The 17,949-nt window shown below is 71.8% G+C and carries 23 protein-coding genes, 1 tRNA gene and 1 pseudogene; 13 read left to right on the forward strand and 12 right to left on the reverse strand.

Going from position 1 to position 17,949, the window contains the following annotated elements:
- Positions 1–6: 6 nt before the first annotated feature.
- From GA0070616_RS13760 to GA0070616_RS13775, 4 genes are all read right to left on the reverse strand, one after another.
- Positions 7–837, reverse strand: a complete 831-nt coding sequence (locus GA0070616_RS13760) for an ankyrin repeat domain-containing protein (protein WP_091081789.1) — start codon at positions 835–837, stop codon at positions 7–9.
- A gap of 53 nt (positions 838–890) precedes the next feature.
- Positions 891–2,258, reverse strand: coding sequence for an Nramp family divalent metal transporter (locus tag GA0070616_RS13765; RefSeq protein ID WP_139128894.1), 1,368 nt, complete (start codon positions 2,256–2,258; stop codon positions 891–893).
- A gap of 90 nt (positions 2,259–2,348) precedes the next feature.
- The gene (locus tag GA0070616_RS13770) at positions 2,349–2,615 is read right to left on the reverse strand and encodes a helix-turn-helix domain-containing protein (RefSeq protein WP_091081794.1); all 267 of its coding nucleotides are present in this window, start codon (positions 2,613–2,615) and stop codon (positions 2,349–2,351) included.
- Positions 2,615–3,166 (reverse strand): DUF2975 domain-containing protein, encoded by a 552-nt coding sequence (locus tag GA0070616_RS13775; RefSeq protein ID WP_175440072.1) that lies wholly within the window; start codon positions 3,164–3,166, stop codon positions 2,615–2,617. Before GA0070616_RS13775 ends, GA0070616_RS13770 begins: the two co-directional genes overlap by 1 nt.
- Positions 3,167–3,380: 214 nt before the next feature.
- Here GA0070616_RS13775 and GA0070616_RS13780 point away from each other — a divergent pair, with 214 nt between their 5' ends.
- The 7 genes and pseudogenes from GA0070616_RS13780 to GA0070616_RS13805 form a co-directional block, all read left to right on the forward strand.
- Positions 3,381–4,067: a CPBP family intramembrane glutamic endopeptidase gene (locus GA0070616_RS13780; protein ID WP_217628195.1), complete on the forward strand. Its 687-nt coding sequence runs from the start codon at positions 3,381–3,383 to the stop codon at positions 4,065–4,067.
- Between the two features lie 258 nt (positions 4,068–4,325).
- Entirely contained in the window at positions 4,326–4,580 is a 255-nt protein-coding gene (locus tag GA0070616_RS13785) for a type II toxin-antitoxin system Phd/YefM family antitoxin (RefSeq protein ID WP_091090705.1), read from the forward strand.
- Positions 4,577–4,951 (forward strand): type II toxin-antitoxin system VapC family toxin, encoded by a 375-nt coding sequence (locus GA0070616_RS13790; protein ID WP_091081800.1) that lies wholly within the window; start codon positions 4,577–4,579, stop codon positions 4,949–4,951. Before GA0070616_RS13785 ends, GA0070616_RS13790 begins: the two co-directional genes overlap by 4 nt.
- Before the next feature lie 61 nt (positions 4,952–5,012).
- Positions 5,013–5,159 carry a hypothetical protein gene (locus tag GA0070616_RS28130; protein WP_175440073.1) on the forward strand — a complete coding sequence of 49 codons (147 nt, stop codon included), beginning with the start codon at positions 5,013–5,015 and terminating at the stop codon, positions 5,157–5,159.
- 55 nt (positions 5,160–5,214) lie between these two features.
- Positions 5,215–5,493 (forward strand): type II toxin-antitoxin system Phd/YefM family antitoxin, encoded by a 279-nt coding sequence (locus GA0070616_RS13795; protein ID WP_091081804.1) that lies wholly within the window; start codon positions 5,215–5,217, stop codon positions 5,491–5,493.
- Entirely contained in the window at positions 5,490–5,900 is a 411-nt protein-coding gene (locus GA0070616_RS13800) for a type II toxin-antitoxin system VapC family toxin (protein WP_091081807.1), read from the forward strand. The genes GA0070616_RS13795 and GA0070616_RS13800 overlap by 4 nt, the downstream gene beginning before the upstream one ends.
- Before the next feature lie 454 nt (positions 5,901–6,354).
- A pseudogene (locus GA0070616_RS13805) lies at positions 6,355–7,095 on the forward strand (tyrosine-type recombinase/integrase); the annotation flags it as partial.
- A 77-nt stretch (positions 7,096–7,172) separates the two neighbouring features.
- Here GA0070616_RS13805 and GA0070616_RS13810 read toward each other — a convergent pair.
- A tRNA-Lys gene (locus tag GA0070616_RS13810) sits at positions 7,173–7,244 on the reverse strand.
- A 342-nt stretch (positions 7,245–7,586) separates the two neighbouring features.
- Here GA0070616_RS13810 and GA0070616_RS13815 point away from each other — a divergent pair.
- Positions 7,587–8,750: an acyl-CoA dehydrogenase family protein gene (locus tag GA0070616_RS13815; protein ID WP_091081810.1), complete on the forward strand. Its 1,164-nt coding sequence runs from the start codon at positions 7,587–7,589 to the stop codon at positions 8,748–8,750.
- Positions 8,751–8,823: 73 nt separating this feature from the next.
- Here GA0070616_RS13815 and GA0070616_RS13820 read toward each other — a convergent pair whose 3' ends face one another.
- Positions 8,824–9,312, reverse strand: a complete 489-nt coding sequence (locus GA0070616_RS13820; protein WP_091081813.1) for a hypothetical protein — start codon at positions 9,310–9,312, stop codon at positions 8,824–8,826.
- 105 nt (positions 9,313–9,417) lie between these two features.
- Here GA0070616_RS13820 and GA0070616_RS13825 point away from each other — a divergent pair, with 105 nt between their 5' ends.
- The gene (locus GA0070616_RS13825; protein ID WP_091081816.1) at positions 9,418–9,618 is read left to right on the forward strand and encodes a hypothetical protein; all 201 of its coding nucleotides are present in this window, start codon (positions 9,418–9,420) and stop codon (positions 9,616–9,618) included.
- Positions 9,619–9,649: 31 nt separating this feature from the next.
- Here the strand turns inward: GA0070616_RS13825 and GA0070616_RS28135 are convergent, their stop codons facing one another.
- Positions 9,650–9,796 carry a hypothetical protein gene (locus GA0070616_RS28135; RefSeq protein WP_175440074.1) on the reverse strand — a complete coding sequence of 49 codons (147 nt, stop codon included), beginning with the start codon at positions 9,794–9,796 and terminating at the stop codon, positions 9,650–9,652.
- Between the two features lie 57 nt (positions 9,797–9,853).
- Here GA0070616_RS28135 and GA0070616_RS29445 point away from each other — a divergent pair, with 57 nt between their 5' ends.
- Positions 9,854–10,204 carry a Scr1 family TA system antitoxin-like transcriptional regulator gene (locus tag GA0070616_RS29445; protein ID WP_425412997.1) on the forward strand — a complete coding sequence of 117 codons (351 nt, stop codon included), beginning with the start codon at positions 9,854–9,856 and terminating at the stop codon, positions 10,202–10,204.
- Here GA0070616_RS29445 and GA0070616_RS13830 read toward each other — a convergent pair.
- Positions 10,188–11,009 (reverse strand): bacteriorhodopsin, encoded by an 822-nt coding sequence (locus GA0070616_RS13830; RefSeq protein ID WP_091081819.1) that lies wholly within the window; start codon positions 11,007–11,009, stop codon positions 10,188–10,190. The genes GA0070616_RS29445 and GA0070616_RS13830 overlap by 17 nt on opposite strands.
- A gap of 55 nt (positions 11,010–11,064) precedes the next feature.
- Here GA0070616_RS13830 and GA0070616_RS13835 point away from each other — a divergent pair, with 55 nt between their 5' ends.
- Together GA0070616_RS13835 and GA0070616_RS13840 are read left to right on the forward strand one after the other, a co-directional pair.
- The gene (locus GA0070616_RS13835; RefSeq protein WP_175440075.1) at positions 11,065–12,039 is read left to right on the forward strand and encodes a Brp/Blh family beta-carotene 15,15'-dioxygenase; all 975 of its coding nucleotides are present in this window, start codon (positions 11,065–11,067) and stop codon (positions 12,037–12,039) included.
- Between the two features lie 124 nt (positions 12,040–12,163).
- A complete protein-coding gene (locus tag GA0070616_RS13840) occupies positions 12,164–13,246 on the forward strand; it encodes an NAD-dependent epimerase/dehydratase family protein (RefSeq protein WP_091090709.1) in 1,083 nt (360 codons plus the stop codon).
- 135 nt (positions 13,247–13,381) lie between these two features.
- Here GA0070616_RS13840 and GA0070616_RS13845 read toward each other — a convergent pair whose 3' ends face one another.
- The 3 genes from GA0070616_RS13845 to GA0070616_RS13855 form a co-directional block, all read right to left on the reverse strand.
- On the reverse strand, positions 13,382–14,584 hold the full coding sequence (locus GA0070616_RS13845; protein WP_091081824.1) for a hypothetical protein: 1,203 nt from the start codon (positions 14,582–14,584) through the stop codon (positions 13,382–13,384).
- A gap of 57 nt (positions 14,585–14,641) precedes the next feature.
- Positions 14,642–15,361, reverse strand: a complete 720-nt coding sequence (locus GA0070616_RS13850; protein ID WP_091081826.1) for a PP2C family protein-serine/threonine phosphatase — start codon at positions 15,359–15,361, stop codon at positions 14,642–14,644.
- A gap of 137 nt (positions 15,362–15,498) precedes the next feature.
- Complete coding sequence (locus GA0070616_RS13855; RefSeq protein WP_091081828.1) at positions 15,499–16,095, reverse strand: helix-turn-helix domain-containing protein; 597 nt, start codon at positions 16,093–16,095, stop codon at positions 15,499–15,501.
- Positions 16,096–16,151: 56 nt separating this feature from the next.
- Between GA0070616_RS13855 and GA0070616_RS13860 the strand changes: the two genes are divergently transcribed.
- The gene (locus tag GA0070616_RS13860; protein WP_091081831.1) at positions 16,152–17,480 is read left to right on the forward strand and encodes a benzoate/H(+) symporter BenE family transporter; all 1,329 of its coding nucleotides are present in this window, start codon (positions 16,152–16,154) and stop codon (positions 17,478–17,480) included.
- On the opposite strand, the gene GA0070616_RS13865 is transcribed toward GA0070616_RS13860, so the two are convergent.
- A complete protein-coding gene (locus tag GA0070616_RS13865; RefSeq protein ID WP_091090712.1) occupies positions 17,422–17,745 on the reverse strand; it encodes a hypothetical protein in 324 nt (107 codons plus the stop codon). The genes GA0070616_RS13860 and GA0070616_RS13865 overlap by 59 nt on opposite strands.
- Positions 17,746–17,949: the final 204 nt, after the last annotated feature.

Consider the following 17,949-nt stretch of genomic DNA (forward strand, 5'->3'; position numbering starts at 1 on the left):
AAGGCATCAGATTCCGTCGCGCAGGTCCACGACGGGACGACTCCCGCCCGAGCCGTTCCAGGTCACGCCGAAACCATGTGCGCGGAAGGTGCGGACGATCAGGTCACCCACCCGCTCCATGTCGCCCGGCCCGCCTTCCGGAGCGCCCCAGAACGCCAGCGGGAGGCGGCTGGTGCGCTTGGCCCGGTTCGTGTCCTGCCGCGTGTAGTAACAGAAACCGTGCAGCCCGGCCGCCGCGCCGCCCCGCTTCCGGTAGGCCTCGGCGCAGTCGGCGAAGCCGTCCTCCTGGGTACGCCCGGTGTCCGGCAGAGCCACGACACCGGCATCGGTGAGGGCTTCGAAGACGGTGGTGATCCGGTCACTGGCGGCACGCCACTGGGCGGCCCGCATCCGCACGGGATCGGGCTCCGGAGCCGTCGGCGGCGGGACGGGTCGGCCGGTGACCCGGGCGAGCAGCTCGCCGACGGCGGGCATCATGACGTTGCACAGGACATGCTGCCCGGCGTTCGTGGCGACGTCGGCTTCGGCACCGGCATCCAACAGCAACTGCACGGCATCGGTCGACGGCGCGAACTCCGCCGCCAGGAACAGCGCGGTCCGGCCGTCCGCGCTGCGATGTTCCAGCGGGGAGCCGGATCGTACGAGAAGGTCCAGGACCGCCAGATTCCGCTCCACGGGTGTGGTGTCGGCACCGATCGCCGCCATCTGTAGGGCGGTGAACCCGTGCGGGCTGACGGCCGACACGTCCGCCCCCGCGCGGATATGGTCCTGAACGGCTTGCACGTCGCCCAGCCGAGCGGCTTCGAAGATGGTCGACTGGTTGAACCGGGCTGTCATGGCGTGTCACGGTACCGACTCGCCCGGAAGGTGCGGACGATCGGAAGTCCGGCCTAGCCGATCACCTGCTGCCACACGTAGTACGCCGCGAAACCGGCGAAGAACACGATCGCGATCACCACGAGCGTGGTGGCCGCCCAGCCGGCCCGTAGGGCGGACGGCAGCGTACGCCGGTTGAGCCAGAGTACGAGCGCCGCGACCAGCGGGATGTGCACGGCCTCGATGGACCCCGCCAGGGTGAGCAGTGCCACCGGGTCGCCGAAGATGACGAACACCGCGAACGGCAGAACCGCGAGCCACCCGATCACGGCGACCCGGCCGATGACCGTGGGGCTGGCCCACGGACGCTGCGCGAGGTGGGACGGCAGCACCTTGCGAATGCCGTCCGTGTACAGCCGCTGCCAGCCGTCGATGTTGGTCAGCGTGGCCGTCCAGAAGGCCGAGATGAGGCCCACCGCCATCAGCCAGAACCCGACACTGCCGAACACCTCACTGAACAGCGTGGTCAGGTCGCGGGCGACGTCGGACTCCGCCGGCACGATGCCCTCCGGGCGCAGCAGCTCCGCACCGAGGATGAGGAACGCGACCGTGATGATCCCCACGCCCACCACGGCGAACGTCGAGTCGAGCGTCATGGTCCGCAACCACTGACGCACCCGGGCCACCTGGCCGGCATCCAGGCTGCGCGGGTCGAGGCGGCCCGGATGCTCCAGCGCGCCGACGCCGACGCCCTTCGCCGCGACCCAGTACGAGTACCACATGAGCCCGGCAGCGCCGTTGGACAGGAAGCCCAGCCAGGGCAGGATGTCGGCGACCACGAGGTCCTCGGGCACCGTGGGCACCACACCGGATGCGGCCTCGCCGAGGCTCGGGCCGACGAGTACGGCGGCCACCACGACACCGATCGCCAGTAGCAGCCCGATGATCCGGGACACCCACTCCACCCCGGTGTAGCGGCCGAACAGCACCAGGCCGGCCGCCGCCGCGATGACCACTCCCGTCCAGAGTTCGATCGGGCCGGGCGCGGCCAGAGTGAAGGCGCTGGCGGCGGCGCTCGCGATGCCGGCGATGGCCGCGACGCCGACCACCAGTTGCGGCACCAGGATCATCCACAGTGCCCATCCACGCGGGCCCGGCAGGTCGGCCATCCCGCTGAGCAGTCGCTGACCGGTCACCACGCTGTAGCGCCCGATCTCCCGGGTCACGAAGAGCTTGAGCACCAGGGCCGCGATCAACGCCCACATCAACGTGTACCCGTACTGGGCGCCGACTCGGGGGGTGAACAGCAGTTCGCCGGTGGCCAGGGCGGCCATCGCCCAGAGCACGCCCGGCCCGATGTACCCGAGTTTGGCGCGACCGGTGGGCGGTTCCGGCACCTCCACCGCTCTGTCACGACTCTTGACCGTTGCCTGTTCCAACACCCGTACCCTTCGATCGCCGGATCTCTCGGAAGGGTCCGTACCCACGGAGGCCGGCACCCTACCGGTCGGCTACCGGATCCGGTCGGGCGCTCATGCCGGACCGGGCGGTCCGGACGGACCGACGGGACGCACACTGAACAGGTCACCCGGCTGGCAGCCGAACACGTCGCAGATGGCGGTCAGGGTGGAGAACCGGACGGCTCGGGCCCGGCCGTTCTTCAGCACCGACAGGTTCACCACGGTGACTCCGACCCGCTCGGCGAGTTCGGCGAGAGTCATCCGGTGCTCGATGAGCAGTCGGTCGAGGTGGCAGACCACCCGATGGCTGGCGGGCTGCTCGTCGTCGACCGGGGCCATCACACCAGTCCTTCGAGGTCGGCGCGCAGTGCCGCGCCCCGGCGCAGGAACTCGGCCGCCGCGCCGAGGCCCAGGCCGAGCAGCAGGGTGGTCACCGGCAGGTCGATGACGGTGTGCAGCGCGAACACCTGGTCAGGCTGCCAGGCGTGCCGGGCCGCTCTGACGAGTGTGAGATGACCGGCGGCCTGGAGTGCGGCGGCCAGCGATCCGCCGAGCAGGAGCACGGCGGCCGCCGCGCCGACCCGGCGGGCGTTACGGGGGTGGAACGGGTCCGCGGTACGCAGCGACCGCACCACCCGCCACAACAACGCTCCGGTCGCCGCGATGACGGCCGCGAGCAGCAACGCCGGTCCGAAGATCCAGAGTCGGTCCCCAGCGGTCGGCTCGGCCACGGTCAGGATGGCGGCTCCCTGGGGAGCGAGCGTGAAGCGACCGGCCGTGACCTGCGCACCGAGGTCGGCCGTGGGCGTCACTGTCACGGGCACGACCAGGTTGTCGGCGACCAGAGCGCCGACCGCCGAACCTGCGACCAGCAGGGCGCCGAGCGCCACGGCGCCCGCCGTGACCGCTTCGAAGGCACCCTGGCCCGTCGGACCTGTGCGGGAACGACGCCTCTGTCCGAGTTGATGGAGCACCAGGAACCCTCCCCAGATCGACATTCGATATGTACTCCCTATAGTATCGAAATTCGATATGCCGCCGGTGGGCCACCCGGCACCGGTACGCCGAACGACCAAGCCACCCACCTGAGAGGTCGGACCAGCCGTGGTCATCCCCGTACCCGTCCGCACCGCCGGGCTGTTCCTCGCCGGCTCGCTGATCTGCTTCGTCGTTCCACCGCTCGCTGCGGGCCTGTTCGCGGCCGACGGGACGCCGGTGGTACTGCTCGCGGTCGCCGGCGCCGAACTGGTGTCGGCCGTCCTCCTCATCACCTGGTGGCTGCGCCGCCACGGGTTCGACCATCGGACTCTGGGCCTGACGTCGCGCCACTGGCGGCGGGACACGCTGATCGCGGCGGCCACCGTTCCGCCCCGCCTGTTGCTGGAGTTCGGGGTGCTGCTGCCCGCATCCGGTGGCGCGGCCAACCCGGAGGTCCAGGAGATCCTACGGATGACCACCGGCGGTGCGGTCGCAGTGGCCGCCGCCCTCGTGCTGGGTGTCGTGGGTGGCGGCATCGCCGAGGAGTTGTACTTCCGCGGATTCCTCCTCGGGGCGATTCCGCACCGATTCACCCGGCCACGGGTGGCGTTGCGGGTGGCGGCGGTCGTCTCGGTGCTCCTGTTCGGCCTGCTGCACCTGCCGGCCAACGCGCTGAACGCGCTGTCCATCGCCGTCGCCGGGCTGGTCTACACCGGGCTCTTCCTGGCCACCCGCCGACTGACGGCAGCCGTGGTGGCCCACGCGTTGTGGAACACCGCCGCGGTCGGCGCAGTCCTCGTCAGCTACGGCTGAGCAGGGGTTCGCCGCCCCGGCCGGGGTCGGCGGCACGGCCTGCACCGCATCTGACCCTCCCGGATGCCCACGCCGACCGATTCGTACGGTGATCACTCCCCGCAGTCAGGTGCGTGGGCCGGAGGTGCCACCATGCGAACCACCTCGCCACCATCGCCGGTGATCCACCAACCATAAGTTTGCCCAGCTCATCCGATGCGTCGGCGGCGACATTGGGCCGAGTTGGCTAAGGTGTTAGCTAAACGAGGAGGTCGGATGATGTCGGCTGAGGCTGTGCACTACAACATGCATGACGCCAAGACTCATCTGTCGCGCATCATCGAACGGGTGGAGCGCGGCGAGGAGATCATCATCGATCGGGCGGGCACCCCGGTGGCGAAGGTGGTGCCGCTGGTCCGACGGGCCAACCGCACCGCAATCGGCTCCCTCGCCGGGCAACTGGACCTCTCCGGCGACTGGGACTCCCCCCAGACCAACGCCGAGATCGCCAACGACTTCGGCATCGGCGCATGACCCTGCTGCTGGACACCCACGTCGTGCTCTGGGCCATCACCGGCGATGCGACCCTCGGCACCGAGTTCCTCGACCAGTTACGCCACGAGCCAGACATACTTCTCTCCCCGGTCAGCCTGTGGGAGATCACCATCAAGCAGAGTGCGGGGAAGCTCGCCGGCCCACCCGACCTCGCCGAGCGGGTGAGGGACATGGGCTTCCAGGAACTCCCGGTGACCCACGCCCACGCCATCACCGCCGGCCGCCTCCCACCCCACCACCGCGATCCCTTCGACCGCATGCTCGTGGCACAGGCGATCACCGAGGGTCTGACCCTGGCCACCCGAGACGCGTCGATATCGCTGTACGACGTGGACGTCCTCAAGGTGTGATCGGCCGGGCTCGTCCCGGCCTGCCAAGAACCACACGACGACGGCCCCGGGGCTGCGGCTCGTGGTCGAGCTCGCCGCAGCCCCGGCCCTCCGCGACCACCACCTCCTTCCCAGCGTGCGCGCCGAGCTGCTGCCGGCACGACCCGCCGAACTGCTGGCCAGTCGTCATGGCCTGGACCTCGTCGACCTCTGGTCGGCGAACAGGTAGCCCGGATGACGCCAGGAGCTAGATTCGTAGAACATCTGGTTCTACACTCGTATCCATGGAACGCATCGGTGTCCGGGAGCTGAACCAGAACACGAGCCAGGTGTTGGCTCGGGTGAGTGGCGGCGAGACCGTCGAGATCACCGATCGCGGACACCCGATCGCCCGACTTGTTCCGGTAGGCGACGACAGGTCGGTGTTGGCCAAGTTGGTAGCGGCAGGGCGAGCCGTCGCCCCAACCGGCGGCGGCTCTGTGCCACTTCCACCGAAGCTCGGTGACGAAAAGGTGGACGTGGCCGCCTCCCTCGCTGCGATGCGTGACGAGGAGCGCTGGTGATCTATCTCGATTCAGCTGCCGTCGTCAAGCTGGTTCGGCAGGAGATGTGCAGCGCCGACCTTGTCTCCTGGCTCAACAAGCACGACGACGTGCCGCTGGTCTCCTCCGCTCTCGTCGAGGTGGAAGTGCCCAGAGCGCTGCGCCGATCAGCTCCGCAAGCTTTGATCGGAGTACCGGCTGCCGTCGGACGGCTGTTCCGACTGGAGATCGACAGCACGATCCGTGCGACCGCAGCCGCGTTCGCCGAGCCGGCGCTCCGCAGCCTCGACGCCATCCACCTGGCCACCGCCCAAGTACTGACCAACGAGTCCGGCACGGCACTCACCGCCTTCGTCACCTACGACCGGCGGTTGCTCGAATGCGCCAAGGAAGCAGGACTGCCCGTAGCAAGCCCCGGTCAGAACTGACCCACGAATTCGCCACCCTGGTGGGGAGTCCGGTCGTCGTATGGCAGCGCGGCCAAGACATCGACCGTGGCCTGCCTTTCTGCTACCTGCACCCCTCCGTTCGGGTATCCGTTCGGTGGACCGGATGTGGCACAACCCGAACCGCATTCCCGCAGCTCAGGGTGGGATAGTGACTGTCACACCGTACGGCTCCGACGGCCGTAACGCGGGCGCAGGTCCGCTCCCCATGCTCGGCTCGCAGTCAGCCGAGCATGGGAGGAACAATGGGCCAGAATTGGCGTGGTGGTCGTGGCCGCCGATCGGCCACTGCCGGTGCTTACCGACCTCGTCGGCATCGGCGGCGGGGGTGTGACCACTGGTTGACGTCCTACGGCTTCGCGACGGCCTGAGTCAGCCTCGCCAATGGGGCGCTTCGACCCCTCGCTTGTAAGTTCTGGGCGCATCGTCCGGGCCCCAGTGCTGCGCCCAGGGCAAGGACCAGCGGCGTAAGCCCGCCCAGCGTCGCTGCTGTGTCCTCGGACGCTGCTGCCAGGATCTGCCCTCGGCAACGAGCGTCACCCATCTGCGGACCGTGCTCCGGACGCTGCTCTCCCAGGCGATCATCGACGGGCTGATCACCCGCAACGTCGCGTCCCTGGTGAAGCTGCCGCCGGTACGTAGGCGCAAGCGGAAGGCGTGGACGAGCGACGAGGCGCGGCGCTTCCTGGAGTCGGCTCGCGTCGACGACGATCCGCTCTACGCCGCTTACGTTCTGGTCCTGGTGCTCGGTCTGCGCAAGGGTGAAATGTTGGGGCTCACCTGGGCGGATGTCGACCTCGACGCGGGGGAGTTGACCGTCGACCGACAGCTTCAGCGGGTCGGTGCCGAACTGCTGCACCGGGAGACGAAGACGGCCGCCTCGGACGCCACCCTGCCGCTGCCGGACATCTGCACCGTGGCGCTCGACCGCCGCCGTGCCGCGCAGACCGTCGCCCGGGATGCCGCTGGTCCGGCCTGGCAGCCTTCCGACCTGATCTTCACCACCCGGTACGGGCGGCCGGTCGAGCCGCGCAACGTCAACCGCTTCTGGGACCGGCGTTGCGATGCTGCCGGAGTCCGGCGGATCACCGTCCGGGACGCACGGCGGACCTGTGCCTCGCTCCTGGCGGACCTGGACGTGCACCCTCGGGTGGCGATGCAGATCCTCCGGCACGCCTACTGCTGACTTCGCTGCTGTGCCGCGCCTGATCACGGTTTCCAAAGCCCGATCAGGGCCGCTGACCTGGGGTGGAGTGGGCCGCCAGGGACTCGAACCCTGAACCTATGGATTAAAAGTCCACAGCTCTGCCATTGAGCTAGCGGCCCGCTGGGCCATCAGGCTACCCGATCGTCCGCCTTCGGGTTGTGATGTGGTCCGCCCCGCTGCACACCGCCCGCGTACGGATGAATCGGCCGGAGCCTTGCTGGCTCAGGCCCCGTGCCGGCAGCTGTGCCCGGATCTGCCTTCCCCGAGGCCGGGCAGCACAGATGTGACCCGGCCGACGGGTTGCCCTTCAGTGCCCGAGCACACGTGTCCGATAGACGACGTCCTGGGTTGACAACCACTCCGCGCCGGTGACGCGTGAGCAGGGTGCGGTGGTGCCGCCGGCGATGCCCGACAGTGCCGCCGGCGACCCGACCCGTACCACCTCGTCAGGGAGAACAACCATGAGTCAGCCCGCCGACCTCCTCCGCGCAGCCCGTGAGCTCGCGGCCACCATCACCGCTCGCGCCCCGGAACTCGACGCCGACCGCGGCCTGCCCGCCGACCTGCTCGCCCAGCTGAAGAAGGCAGGGTTCTTCCGGATGTTCGTGCCGCGCAGCCACCACGGCCACGAGGTCGACCTGCGTGTCGGACTCGACGTGTTGGAGACGCTGGCGCGTGCCGACGCCTCGACCGGCTGGACTGTCATGATCGGATCCGAGACGCCGCACCTGGTGGCGCTGCTGGAGCGCGAGCAGTTCGACAAGTTCTATGCCAACGGCCCCGACGTGATCATCGCCGGCGGCTTCAACGCCCAGGGCGTTGCCGAGGTCGTCGACGGCGGCTACGCGGTGAACGGCACGTGGGCATTCGCCAGCGGCAGCGCGCATGCTGACTGGATCTTCGGTAACTGCGTGGTGACCCGCGACGGCCAGCCGCTGCCCGGCGCGACCGAAGGAGTGCCGCACCTGCGCTCGATGCTCGTGCCCGCCGGGCAGGCGCAGATCATCGACACCTGGCACGTCCTGGGCCTGCGCGGCACCGGCAGCAACGACGTGGCGATCTCGAACGTACGGGTCCCGGCCGAGCACACCTTCGACCTGTTCACCGGCGCGCCGTGCGTGCCCGGTCCCGGCTTCGTCGCCCCGCTGGTGCACTTCGTGCTGCATCTCGGCGCGGTGGCCGTCGGCATCGCGCAGGGCGCGCTGGACGAGACCGTGGCGATGGTCAACTCTGGCAAGCAGCGGCTGTACGCCAAGAACGGGCTCAAGGACTCGCCGGTGTTCCACGTCCACCTGGGACGGGCCGAGCTGGACGTTCGAGCCGCCCGGGCTCTGCTGCACGAGGTGGCCGACGAGGTGTGGGCAGCTTGCGAGCACGACCCGGCCGCGCTCACCGAGCTGGCCCCGCGTGCCTCGGCGACGCTGGCCTGGGTGACCGAAGCCGCTGTGCGGGCCGTTGACACCTGCTACCGCAGCGGCGGTGGCGCAGTGGCCCGCAACTCGTCGGCGATCCAGCGCCGGTTCCGTGACATGCACACCTTCAGCCAGCACGCGGCGGTGGCGGAGGGCTGGCTGGCCACCGGCGGAGCGGCCCTGCTGGGTCAGCCGCAGGGCCTGGCGTACTGAGGGCTTCCACCTCGGCTGAGCTTTCGAACCAGATCGACGTGTACGCCCCGGAGGGCCGCGGACCGCAGCTCGGCTACCACCTCGGCGACCCGTACGCGGCGAAGCTCGCCACGAGCAGTCTGCTCCGGGCCGCCCGGATGACCTCGACGATCACGGAACTGGTCAGCCCTACGGGCACGGCTGCACTGGTCGGCCCGCTGACTGCCAGCTCGGTGCGCCTCGCGTCCGCGCGCCCGTACAGGAGGGCTGCGCTGAGCAGGGCGAGAGCGACCGCTGGGCCGGGAAGGTCGGGTGCCTCGGTCGAGGTGGTGGTTGCCCCGCTCGCAGAAGGTCCGCCCTGGTCCGGCTGGCGACGGCGTACCGCGATGGTGAAGGCGGTGAGGCCGAGGTACGCCTCGGTCTTGCCGCCACCGGTGGGGAACCAGAGGAGGTCGGCGACGGCCTGGCCGGCGTCGTCACCCCGCTCCCGGTGCCGGGACGTCGGGTCGGGGGAGGCGAGCAGCGTGATGCCGGCGGCGATCCGGTCGGCCGCCTCACGGTCGTCGCGTAACGCCTCGCGCACCCGGCGGCGATAGCCGTCGAGCCGTCGTTCCGGAGAACCCGATGTCCACCCTGTCCGGTCAGCGCGGCAGGTTGAATCACCGGCGCGGATGGGTAAACGGGCGACATGACTGAGCTGCCGACGAACATTCTGACGGACGCTGGCTTCACGGCTGACGAGGCCGATGACATCGTTCAAGGCTTGGTGCAAGGTATTGACCTGCATCAAGACACGCAGCGCACACACTCCGTCAACATCGACGAACTCTCCCCAGAGAAGAAGGAGGCGCTCGAGCGGTTCAACATGGCTGTCGCTGCGGACCGCTGAGACGAGCACCGACCGGCGTCCCGACGCGTGCTCAATGATTGTCGGGACGCCGGTCGCGCAACGTGGAGTAGCCGGCGTAGTAGCGGCCGAAACCGTAGCCGCCGGCCGCCAGGGTGGCCAGCGCCCAGGGCCGTAGCCGGTCGCGCAGCTTGTCGGGCGCCAGCCGATCGACCGGCACCCGGAGGACCCCGAGCAGCTCGTACCACTGGTCAGCCGTGCCGGGGTCGACACCGCGCTGCTCGGCGAGGGAGTGCTACGCCAGCAGGTCGGCGGACCGGCCGGGATGAGCGCTCAACTTGATCACCTCGTTTGGCTGGCGACCGAGCGGCCATACCAGATCGAGATCCGGTCGTTGCCGTTCTCTGCTGGCGCGCACCCTGCGCTCGACGGCTCCTTTCAGATCCTGTCATCTCCGTCGCCCAGGTTGCCCGACCTGGTCAGGCAGGAGATGCTGCTCCCGGCTTCCTCACCGGCCTCAAGGTCGAGTCCGCACGTCAGTCGTCGCCACCTGCCTTCAGAACCTCCACGCGGAGCTCTTCCGCCTCGCCGGCGGCTGAGTACCTGGTGCGCTATGCCGTCGAGGTGAGGCCGCCGCGCGGTCGGGCGACGTCCTCCTCGGCGGCCGGTGCGTATCCCTCGTCGACGCTGACCTTGCGGGCGATGATGCCGAGCAGGACGCCGTAGACCACCTTGGAGGTGATGTCGGCGACGGTGTAGGTGATCTGCCGGGCGACGACGCCGTCGGCGGAGTCCCACATGGCCGGCATCAGGTATGCGCCGGGGTAGAGCATCCAGGAGACCAGCACCAGCCACCACACGCCCTTGGCGATCGGGCGGGCGGAGGCGGGCAGCCGGCTGAGGTTGCCGAAGATCGTCCGGGCCACCAGCACGAGCAGCAGGACGAAGAACGCGGTGCTGACCAGGCCCCAGATCCAGAACGGTGCCGAGCGTTCCACCTCGTAGAACTGGCCCGCGTAGCCGGTGTAGATCATCGCCAGGCCGCCGGCGACGAATAGGACCCAGGTGCGGTGGAACGCGCGCCCGGTGATGCCGAGCACCACCAGCAGCTGGATGAGCAGCACCGGCACGTCGATCGACCAGTTCATGTAGCGGTAGCCGTTGGTGAACAGTGTGTCGCTCTGCACCCACGCGGAGCCGTTCCAGTCGAACGCCTCGGACCAACGTTGGGACAGCACCCACAGCTCGAAGAACGCCGAGATCATGACGACCGCGGACAGGGTCGAGGCGAGTTGGTAGCGCCGGTCGGAGCTGTTGCGGGTGAGCAGGAAGTAGACCAGGCCGGCGGCCATCACCGCGTAGCCGAGCGTCAGCACGTGCGAGACGATCGTGTACTGGTCGACGTTGTAGTCGAACATGTTCTCGAAGTTCACGGTGCCCCCGTCCGACCAGCACTAATACCCACAAATCAGGTTATATGGTCCGTGGGTGGGGGTGTGGGCGGATCAGCTTCCCGCCCGGGTCGCCGTCGGCGGCTCCCGGGCACTGGTCGTCGCCGTGCTCGCCGTCGAACTGGTGGTGCCCGGCGGCTGGGGCGACGCGGACCGGGCCCTGCTGCTGGCCGGGCTCGTCGTCGGTGTCCCGCACGGCGCGCTGGACCACCTCGTACCCCGGATCGTGCTCGGCCGGCGGGCACCGCACCCGGCGCTGCTCGCGGCCGGCTACGCCACCCTGGTCGTGGTCGTCTTCCTCGCCTTCCGGGCGCTGCCCGGCGTCGGTCTGCTGGCCTTCCTGCTGCTGTCCGTCGCCCACTTCGGCACCGGCGAGACCGCCGTGGCCGACCTGCGCGCCGGCCGGCCCCCGCAGGCTGCCCCGCTCACCGCCGCCGCGTTCGGCGCCACCGTCGTGCTGCTGCCCCTGGCCGCCCACCCGACGGAGGTCGGGCCCCTGGTGGCGGCGCTGTCCGGGGGTGCCGCCGGCCTGACGCCCGGCCAGGCCCGCGCGGGCGTCGCGGCCGTGCTCACCCTGGCCGCCCTGGCCGGGGTACGCCTCCTGCGGCGCGGCGACCACGCCGTCGCCGCCGAACTGGCGCTGCTGGTGACCCTGGTGCTGGTGGTGCCGCCGTTGGCGGCGTTCGGGGCGTACTTCGGCGGCTGGCACGCCCCCCGGCACCTGGCCCGGCTGGTGGCGGCCGACCCGGTCAACGCCGCCGACCTGGCCGCCGGTCGACTGGCCCGCCCGCTGGGGCGGCTCGCCCGGCAGGCGGCACCGCCCAGCCTGGCCGCGCTCGGGGCGTTGGCCGTGTTCTGGCTCGCCGCCGACTGGCCGGAGTCGGCGGCCACCGCGCTGATGCTCGTCGCCGCGCTCACCGTGCCGCACGCCCTCGTCGTCGCCGTGCTCGACCGCCGCGCCGGGCCCCCGAGAACCACCCCTCGTGGCAGCCGGGCGGGCGTCGGCTCCTGACCGGGCGGAGGTGACCTACCGGGTACGCGCCTTCCGGTCCGCCGCGAAGGCCCTGTCCGCGCTACCGCCCCGGCCGGACGGCGATCGGGCGGTTGGAGCGCTGCGGACCGGGTACGGGCAGCACATGCGGATCGTGGTGGTGGGGGCGAGCGGGAACGCGGGGACCGCGCTGGTGCGCCGGCTGCGGCGGGAGCGTGCGGTGGAGATCGTCGGGGTGGCCCGAAGGCTACCCGGGCAGGATGCCGGGGAACCGTACGACCAGGTGGAATGGCACTCCTGCGACATCGGTGCGCCCGGGGCGGCCGACCAACTCGCCGGGGTCTTCGCCGGGGCGGACGCGGTGGTGCACCTGGCCTGGCAGATCCAGCCCAGTCACGACCAGCGGGTGCTGCACCGCACCAACGTCGGCGGCAGCAACGCCGTCGCCGAGGCGGTGACGCGGGCCCGGGTCCCCGCCCTGGTGTTCGCCTCGTCGGTCGGCGCGTACGCGCCCGGTCCCAAGGACCATCCGGTCAGCGAACGCTGGCCGGCCACGGGGGTGCCCGGATCGTCGTACAGCCAGGACAAGGCCGAGGTGGAGGCGCTGCTCGACCGGCTGGAACGGGACCAACCCGACCTGCGGGTCGTGCGGATGCGCCCCGGGCTGATCTTCCAACGGCCGGCGGCCACCGAGATCACCCGGTACTTCCTGGGCCCGTTCGCGCCGGTCCGCCTGCTGCGGTACGGGCGCATCCCGCTGGTGCCCGCGAACCGGCGGCTGCGGATGCAGGCCGTGCACGCCGACGACGTCGCCGACGCGTACGCCCGCGCGATTCTGGGCGACGCGCGCGGCGCGTTCAACGTGGCGGCGGACCCGGTGCTGACCCCGGAGCTGGTGGCCAAGCACTTCCACGGCTGGACGGTGCCGGTGGCCGCCCCGGTGCTGCGCGCCGCCGCCGCGTTGACCTGGCGGGCCCGCCTCCAGCCCGTCGACGCCGGCTGGGTGGAGCTGGCCCTCAACGTGCCGCTGATGTCCAGCGAGCGGGCCGAGACGGAACTGGGCTGGCAGCCGCGCACCGACGCGGTGACGGCCTTGAAGGAGTTGTTCGCCGGCATGGCCGGGGGCGCCCACACGGCCACCCCGCCGATGACCGCCGCACCCGACCTGCCGGGCCGTCCCGGCGGCCTCGTCAAGGGACGGCTCGCCGGCCACGGCAACCCCTACTGACTCGGCCCGGTCGACCGGCGGCGAAGCTCGGTGTGGGCGCCGGTGACCGAGTGGCGGGTATGAGGGTTCGACTCGGCGGCGAACAGGGTTCGACTCGGCGGCGGGGCGAGCGGTGTCGGTTGCCGGGCCACCGGGTCAACGCAGGGTGGAGGAGGTGACCGTGGGATTGCGGGCACCGAGGAAGAAGATGCCGGGATACCCCCTGGTCTCGAACCCACGACTCGGGTTGCGGCGCAGGGTCGACCCCTCGACCGTCATCGTGCCGGACCGGTCGTTGCTGACGAAGAAGACCGCGCCACCGCCCTCCCGGGCCACGTTGTCCTCCACCACCGAACCGGCGATCCGCAGGGTGAACCGGTTGCCGTCGCAGTAGATCGCCCCGCCGCTGCCGCCACCCGGCGTGCCCGACCGGGCCGGGTTCGCGCCCCGGCCGACGGCCTCGTTGTCGCGCAGCACGCTGTTGAGCACCACCCAGGAGACGCCGATGCTGCTCAACGCGCCGCCGTTGGCGCAGGACCCGCCCGTGAACGTGCTGCCCACCACGTAGACGGGCCGGTTGTCGTACTGGCTGAGCACCCGGATCGCCGCGCCGCCCACGTCCGGGCCGGTGGGGTCGCACCGGTTGTCGACGAACCGCGAGTTGACCACCTTGACCCGACCACCCCGGACGAAGATCGCCCCACCGCCGCCGCCGTCGGTCCGCTCGCCGGTGGCGTTGCCTGCGGTGAAGGTCAGGTTCTGCACCGTGAGCTGCGGGTGGTCCTGGTTCTGGCAGTGCGAGGTGGTCCAGCCCTGTGCCCCGTCGCAGGTGTTCATGTAGAGGATCCGCCGTCGGCCCTGCCCGCTGAGGGTGACCAGGCCGCCCCCGTCGATGACGACCTTCGGCCCGTTGGCGTTGCGTACCTTGGCGGTGGCGGTCATCGCGATGGTCACGGGTCGCGGGCCGCAGTCGAAGGTGATGACGCCGCCTGCGGCGACCGCCTTGACCACCGCCGCCGACGTGCAGCTCGCCGGGGTGCCGGAGCCGACCGTCCGGTCCGGCCGGGAGGTGTCGACGGCCCGCGCCTCCGCCGGCACGCCCGCCCTGCCGCCCGGGTTGCCGGCCTTCGGTACGGGGACCGCAGCGGTCGGTTTCGGGCTCCGGGCCGCCCCGGGTCCGCCCAGCCCCACCCGGGGCGTGGGGGCGGCGGCGGGACCGGCCGGGGTGGGCCCACCGGCCGGGGCGGAGTCGGTGGCCGCGGCGGTCGGCACGTCGCCGTCGCCCGTCGGGCCGCCGCAGGCGGTGAGGAGGGTGAGCACGGCGAGCGTGCCGACGATGGCGGGGGAGGTCAGGCGCACCGGCCGATGGTAGGAGGCGGCCGGGCCGCTGGCGAGCCCGCGCCCCGGACGGCGCGCTCAGTCCTCGACGATGTCGGAGATCACGACGGTGACGTTGTCCGGTGCGCCGGCCTGGTGGGCGAGCTTGACGAGCTGCTCGCCGCAGTGCTGGCGATCGGAGTACGAGGCCAGCGCCGAGGCGATCGAGGCGTCCTCCACGTAGTCGGACAGCCCGTCGCTGCACAGCAGCAGCCGGTCGCCGGCCAGGACGGTGAGCGCGCCGATCGCGGGCGGCGCGTCGGAGCCCTGCACGGCGCGGGTGACCAGGGACCGCTGCGGGTGGTGCCGGGCCTGGTCGCGGGTGAGCGCCCCCTGGTCCACCAGCGCCTGGACGAAGGTGTCGTCCCGGGTGAGCTGGGTCAGCTCGCCGTCACGCAGCAGGTAGCAGCGGGAGTCGCCGACCTGGGCCAGCACCAGCGTGTTCCCGGCGAGCAGCCCGGCCGTCAGCGTCGTACCCATGCCGTCGCGGGCGGGGTCGGCGGTGATGGCGGCGTGGATGCGCTGGTTGGCGGTGCTGACCACGGCCCGCAGGGCGTCGGCGGCGGCGTCGGGAGCGGTCGGCGGGATCAGTTCGTCGAGAATCCGGATGACGATCTCGCTCGCCACCTCGCCCGCGGGCAGTCCACCCATGCCGTCCGCGACCGCGACGAGGCGGTCGCCGGCGAGGGCGGAGTCCTCGTTGTTGGTCCGGATCAGGCCGATGTCGTTGAGGATGGCCGAGCGGAGGATCAGCGTCATGCGTCAAGCTTGCCAAGAACACCCGCCCGGCGTCTTTCCGCACTCCCGCTACTGCGGTGGAAATGTCGACGGTCCTGGTTGTCGCCGCACGGCCGGTCCGGCATCCCGGCGGTGCCACCCCGGCCGTCGGCGGTCCATCATGGCCGTCGGCGCGGGTAGCGCAGCAGCAGACTGGCGGCGACCTCCTCGTCGCCGACGGCGGCGTACCCGTGCGGCACGTCGGCGTTCCAGCGCAGGTGTCCGCCCGCCGTGGCGGTGAGCGGCGCGTCGGTCGGCCCGGCGCGTAGCACGCCCGCGAAGACCGTGACGTGTTCGGTGACCCCGGGCTGGTGGGCCGGGGAGAGCTGACCCGGCCCGGGGCTGACCCGCATCCGGTACAGCTCGTAGGTGGCGTCCGCGTCGTCGAAGACCTCCAGCAGGGTCGCGGCGACCGCCGCGCCGCGCACGGTGGGACCGGCGGTCGGGCTGGACAGCACGGCCGTCAGGGGTACGCCGAGTTGCGCGGTCACCGCGTACAGCGTCTCCAGGGTCGGGTTGCGGGTGCCGCGTTCCAGCCCGGACAGGGTCGCCTTGCCGACCCCGGCGAGTCGAGCCAGCGCCGACAACGACATGCCCCGCTCCTCGCGCAGCCTGCGGACCCGGGTGCCGACGGTCCCGGCGTCCGCCTCGGGGCTCGGCGGGACGGGACGGTCGGGTTCGTCGGCCGTTCGGTGGGCTGGTGACGGCTGCGGCATCCCGCTATGGTGCTACACGTTCACCGTTCCGTTTACGGAACGAGGGGGGTGGGGGCATGGTCGGGCGTACGCAACCGGTGCTGGCCGGCGTGGTGACCGCGCTGGTCGGCTTCGCCAGTTCCTTCACCGTCGTGCTGGCCGGGCTGCGTGCCGTCGGCGCCACCGACGCCCAGGCGGCCTCGGGCCTGCTCGTGCTCTGCGTCGCCTCCGGCGTCTGCGCGGCCTGGCTCGGCCTGCGGCACCGGCTGCCGATGAGCGTCGCCTGGTCGACACCCGGCGCGGCCCTGCTCGTCGCCACCGGCCCGGTGCCCGGCGGCTGGCCCGTCGCCGTGGGCGCGTTCCTCGTCTCCAGTCTGCTGATCGTGGCCGCCGGCCTGTTCCCGGCGCTCGGTCGGGCGGTCGCCGCGATCCCCCGCCCGGTCGCCGGGGCGATGCTCGCCGGAGTGCTGCTGCCGTTGTGCACCGCCCCCGTCCGGGCCCTCGTCGAGGTGCCCGCGCTGGCCGCCCCGGTGGTGCTGGCCTGGCTGGTGCTGCACCGCCTCGCCCGCCGGTGGGCGGTGCCCGGCGCGCTCGCCGTGGCCGTGGTGGCGATCGCGGCGACCACGCCCGCCGCCGCGCTCGACCCCGCCGGCCTGCGCCCCGTCCTGGAGTTGACCGCCCCCGCCTGGAGCCTGCCGGCGCTGGTCGGCCTGGCGCTGCCGCTGTTCCTGGTGACCATGGCCGCGCAGAACGTGCCCGGCACGGCCGTGCTCGTCGGCTACGGCTACCGGCCGCCGCTGGGCTCCGCGCTGCGCACCACCGGGCTGGTCGGAGCGGTCGCCGCCCCTGCCGGCGGGCACGCCGTCAACCTCGCGGCGATCACCGCCGCCCTGGCCGCTGGCCCGGACGCGCACCCCGACCCGGAACGTCGGTGGATCGCCTCGGTCACCGCCGGTGCCGGGCTCGCCCTGCTCGGCCTGGGCGCCGGGCTCGCCACCACCCTCGTCGCGCTCTCCCCACCCGTGCTGGTGGAGGCGGTCGCCGGGCTGGCGTTGCTGGGGGCGCTGGCCACCGCGCTGTCGTCGGCGCTGGCCGAACCGGCCGACCGGGAGGCCGCCGTGATCACCTTCGTGGTCACCGCGTCGGGAGTGTCCCTGCTGGGCGTGGGCGGCGCGTTCTGGGGGCTGGTGGCGGGACTGGGGATGCTGCTCCTCTTCCGCCGGCGCGGGACGCCGCTCGTGCGCCGGCCCAGGACACCATCGACGCGGGCGCCGGGGACGCCGCCGTCGGACCGGGCGCCGGTGGCGGCCGGCGGTCCCGGCTCCGGCTCCGGTGGGGGCGGGGCCGTCACTCCTCCGGATGCAGGTCGGCCACCGGAACGCCGAGACGAACCCGCTCGTCGGTGACCGTGTCGATCTGCTCGGCCAGCACGTACACCGCGCCGGCGGGGACCAGGTCGGTGGAGACCTTCAGGTAGCCGGAACGCAGCAGCCGGGCCGCCAGGTCGGCGGGCACGTCGGGCTCCTCCACGGCCGCCGACTCGATCAGCTCGTCCAGACTGCCGCCCGGGTCGGCGGTCGGCGCCGCCTGCACGGTCACGGCGTTCGGGTCACCCCGCTGGACGAGATCCACGACGCCGACCTCCACCCCACCCGGGTCGACGACCCGCATGCCGGTGGTGACCCGGGAGAGCACGGCCTGCTGTCCGGCCCCCCGCGGCTCCGTCCGATGTCCCGCGTCCGCCCGCTGCCCGCTCCCCTGCTGCTCCATCTCCGTGCGGTTCCCGGCCCCCGCTGCGGCCAAACCCGGGCCGACGGGATGCGCCGTCCGGCGCGGCGGCACCAAACTTTCCGTCGGGTCGACAACGGGGCCACG

The organism is Micromonospora nigra, assembly GCF_900091585.1.
GTDB classification, from domain to species: Bacteria; Actinomycetota; Actinomycetes; order Mycobacteriales; family Micromonosporaceae; genus Micromonospora; species Micromonospora nigra.

Coding starts and splice junctions, on each gene's coding strand:
- GA0070616_RS13865 (WP_091090712.1), bottom strand. CDS start 17,745: ATGCGGGTCGTCGACCCGGGTGGGGTGGAGGTCGGCGTCGTGGATCTC.
- GA0070616_RS13760 (WP_091081789.1), bottom strand. CDS start 837: ATGACAGCCCGGTTCAACCAGTCGACCATCTTCGAAGCCGCTCGGCTG.
- GA0070616_RS13770 (WP_091081794.1), bottom strand. CDS start 2,615: ATGGCCCCGGTCGACGACGAGCAGCCCGCCAGCCATCGGGTGGTCTGC.
- GA0070616_RS13825 (WP_091081816.1), top strand. CDS start 9,418: ATGACTGAGCTGCCGACGAACATTCTGACGGACGCTGGCTTCACGGCT.
- GA0070616_RS13850 (WP_091081826.1), bottom strand. CDS start 15,361: ATGACGCTGATCCTCCGCTCGGCCATCCTCAACGACATCGGCCTGATC.
- GA0070616_RS13860 (WP_091081831.1), top strand. CDS start 16,152: ATGGTCGGGCGTACGCAACCGGTGCTGGCCGGCGTGGTGACCGCGCTG.
- GA0070616_RS13855 (WP_091081828.1), bottom strand. CDS start 16,095: ATGCCGCAGCCGTCACCAGCCCACCGAACGGCCGACGAACCCGACCGT.
- GA0070616_RS13795 (WP_091081804.1), top strand. CDS start 5,215: ATGGAACGCATCGGTGTCCGGGAGCTGAACCAGAACACGAGCCAGGTG.
- GA0070616_RS13785 (WP_091090705.1), top strand. CDS start 4,326: ATGTCGGCTGAGGCTGTGCACTACAACATGCATGACGCCAAGACTCAT.
- GA0070616_RS13790 (WP_091081800.1), top strand. CDS start 4,577: ATGACCCTGCTGCTGGACACCCACGTCGTGCTCTGGGCCATCACCGGC.
- GA0070616_RS13840 (WP_091090709.1), top strand. CDS start 12,164: ATGCGGATCGTGGTGGTGGGGGCGAGCGGGAACGCGGGGACCGCGCTG.
- GA0070616_RS13815 (WP_091081810.1), top strand. CDS start 7,587: ATGAGTCAGCCCGCCGACCTCCTCCGCGCAGCCCGTGAGCTCGCGGCC.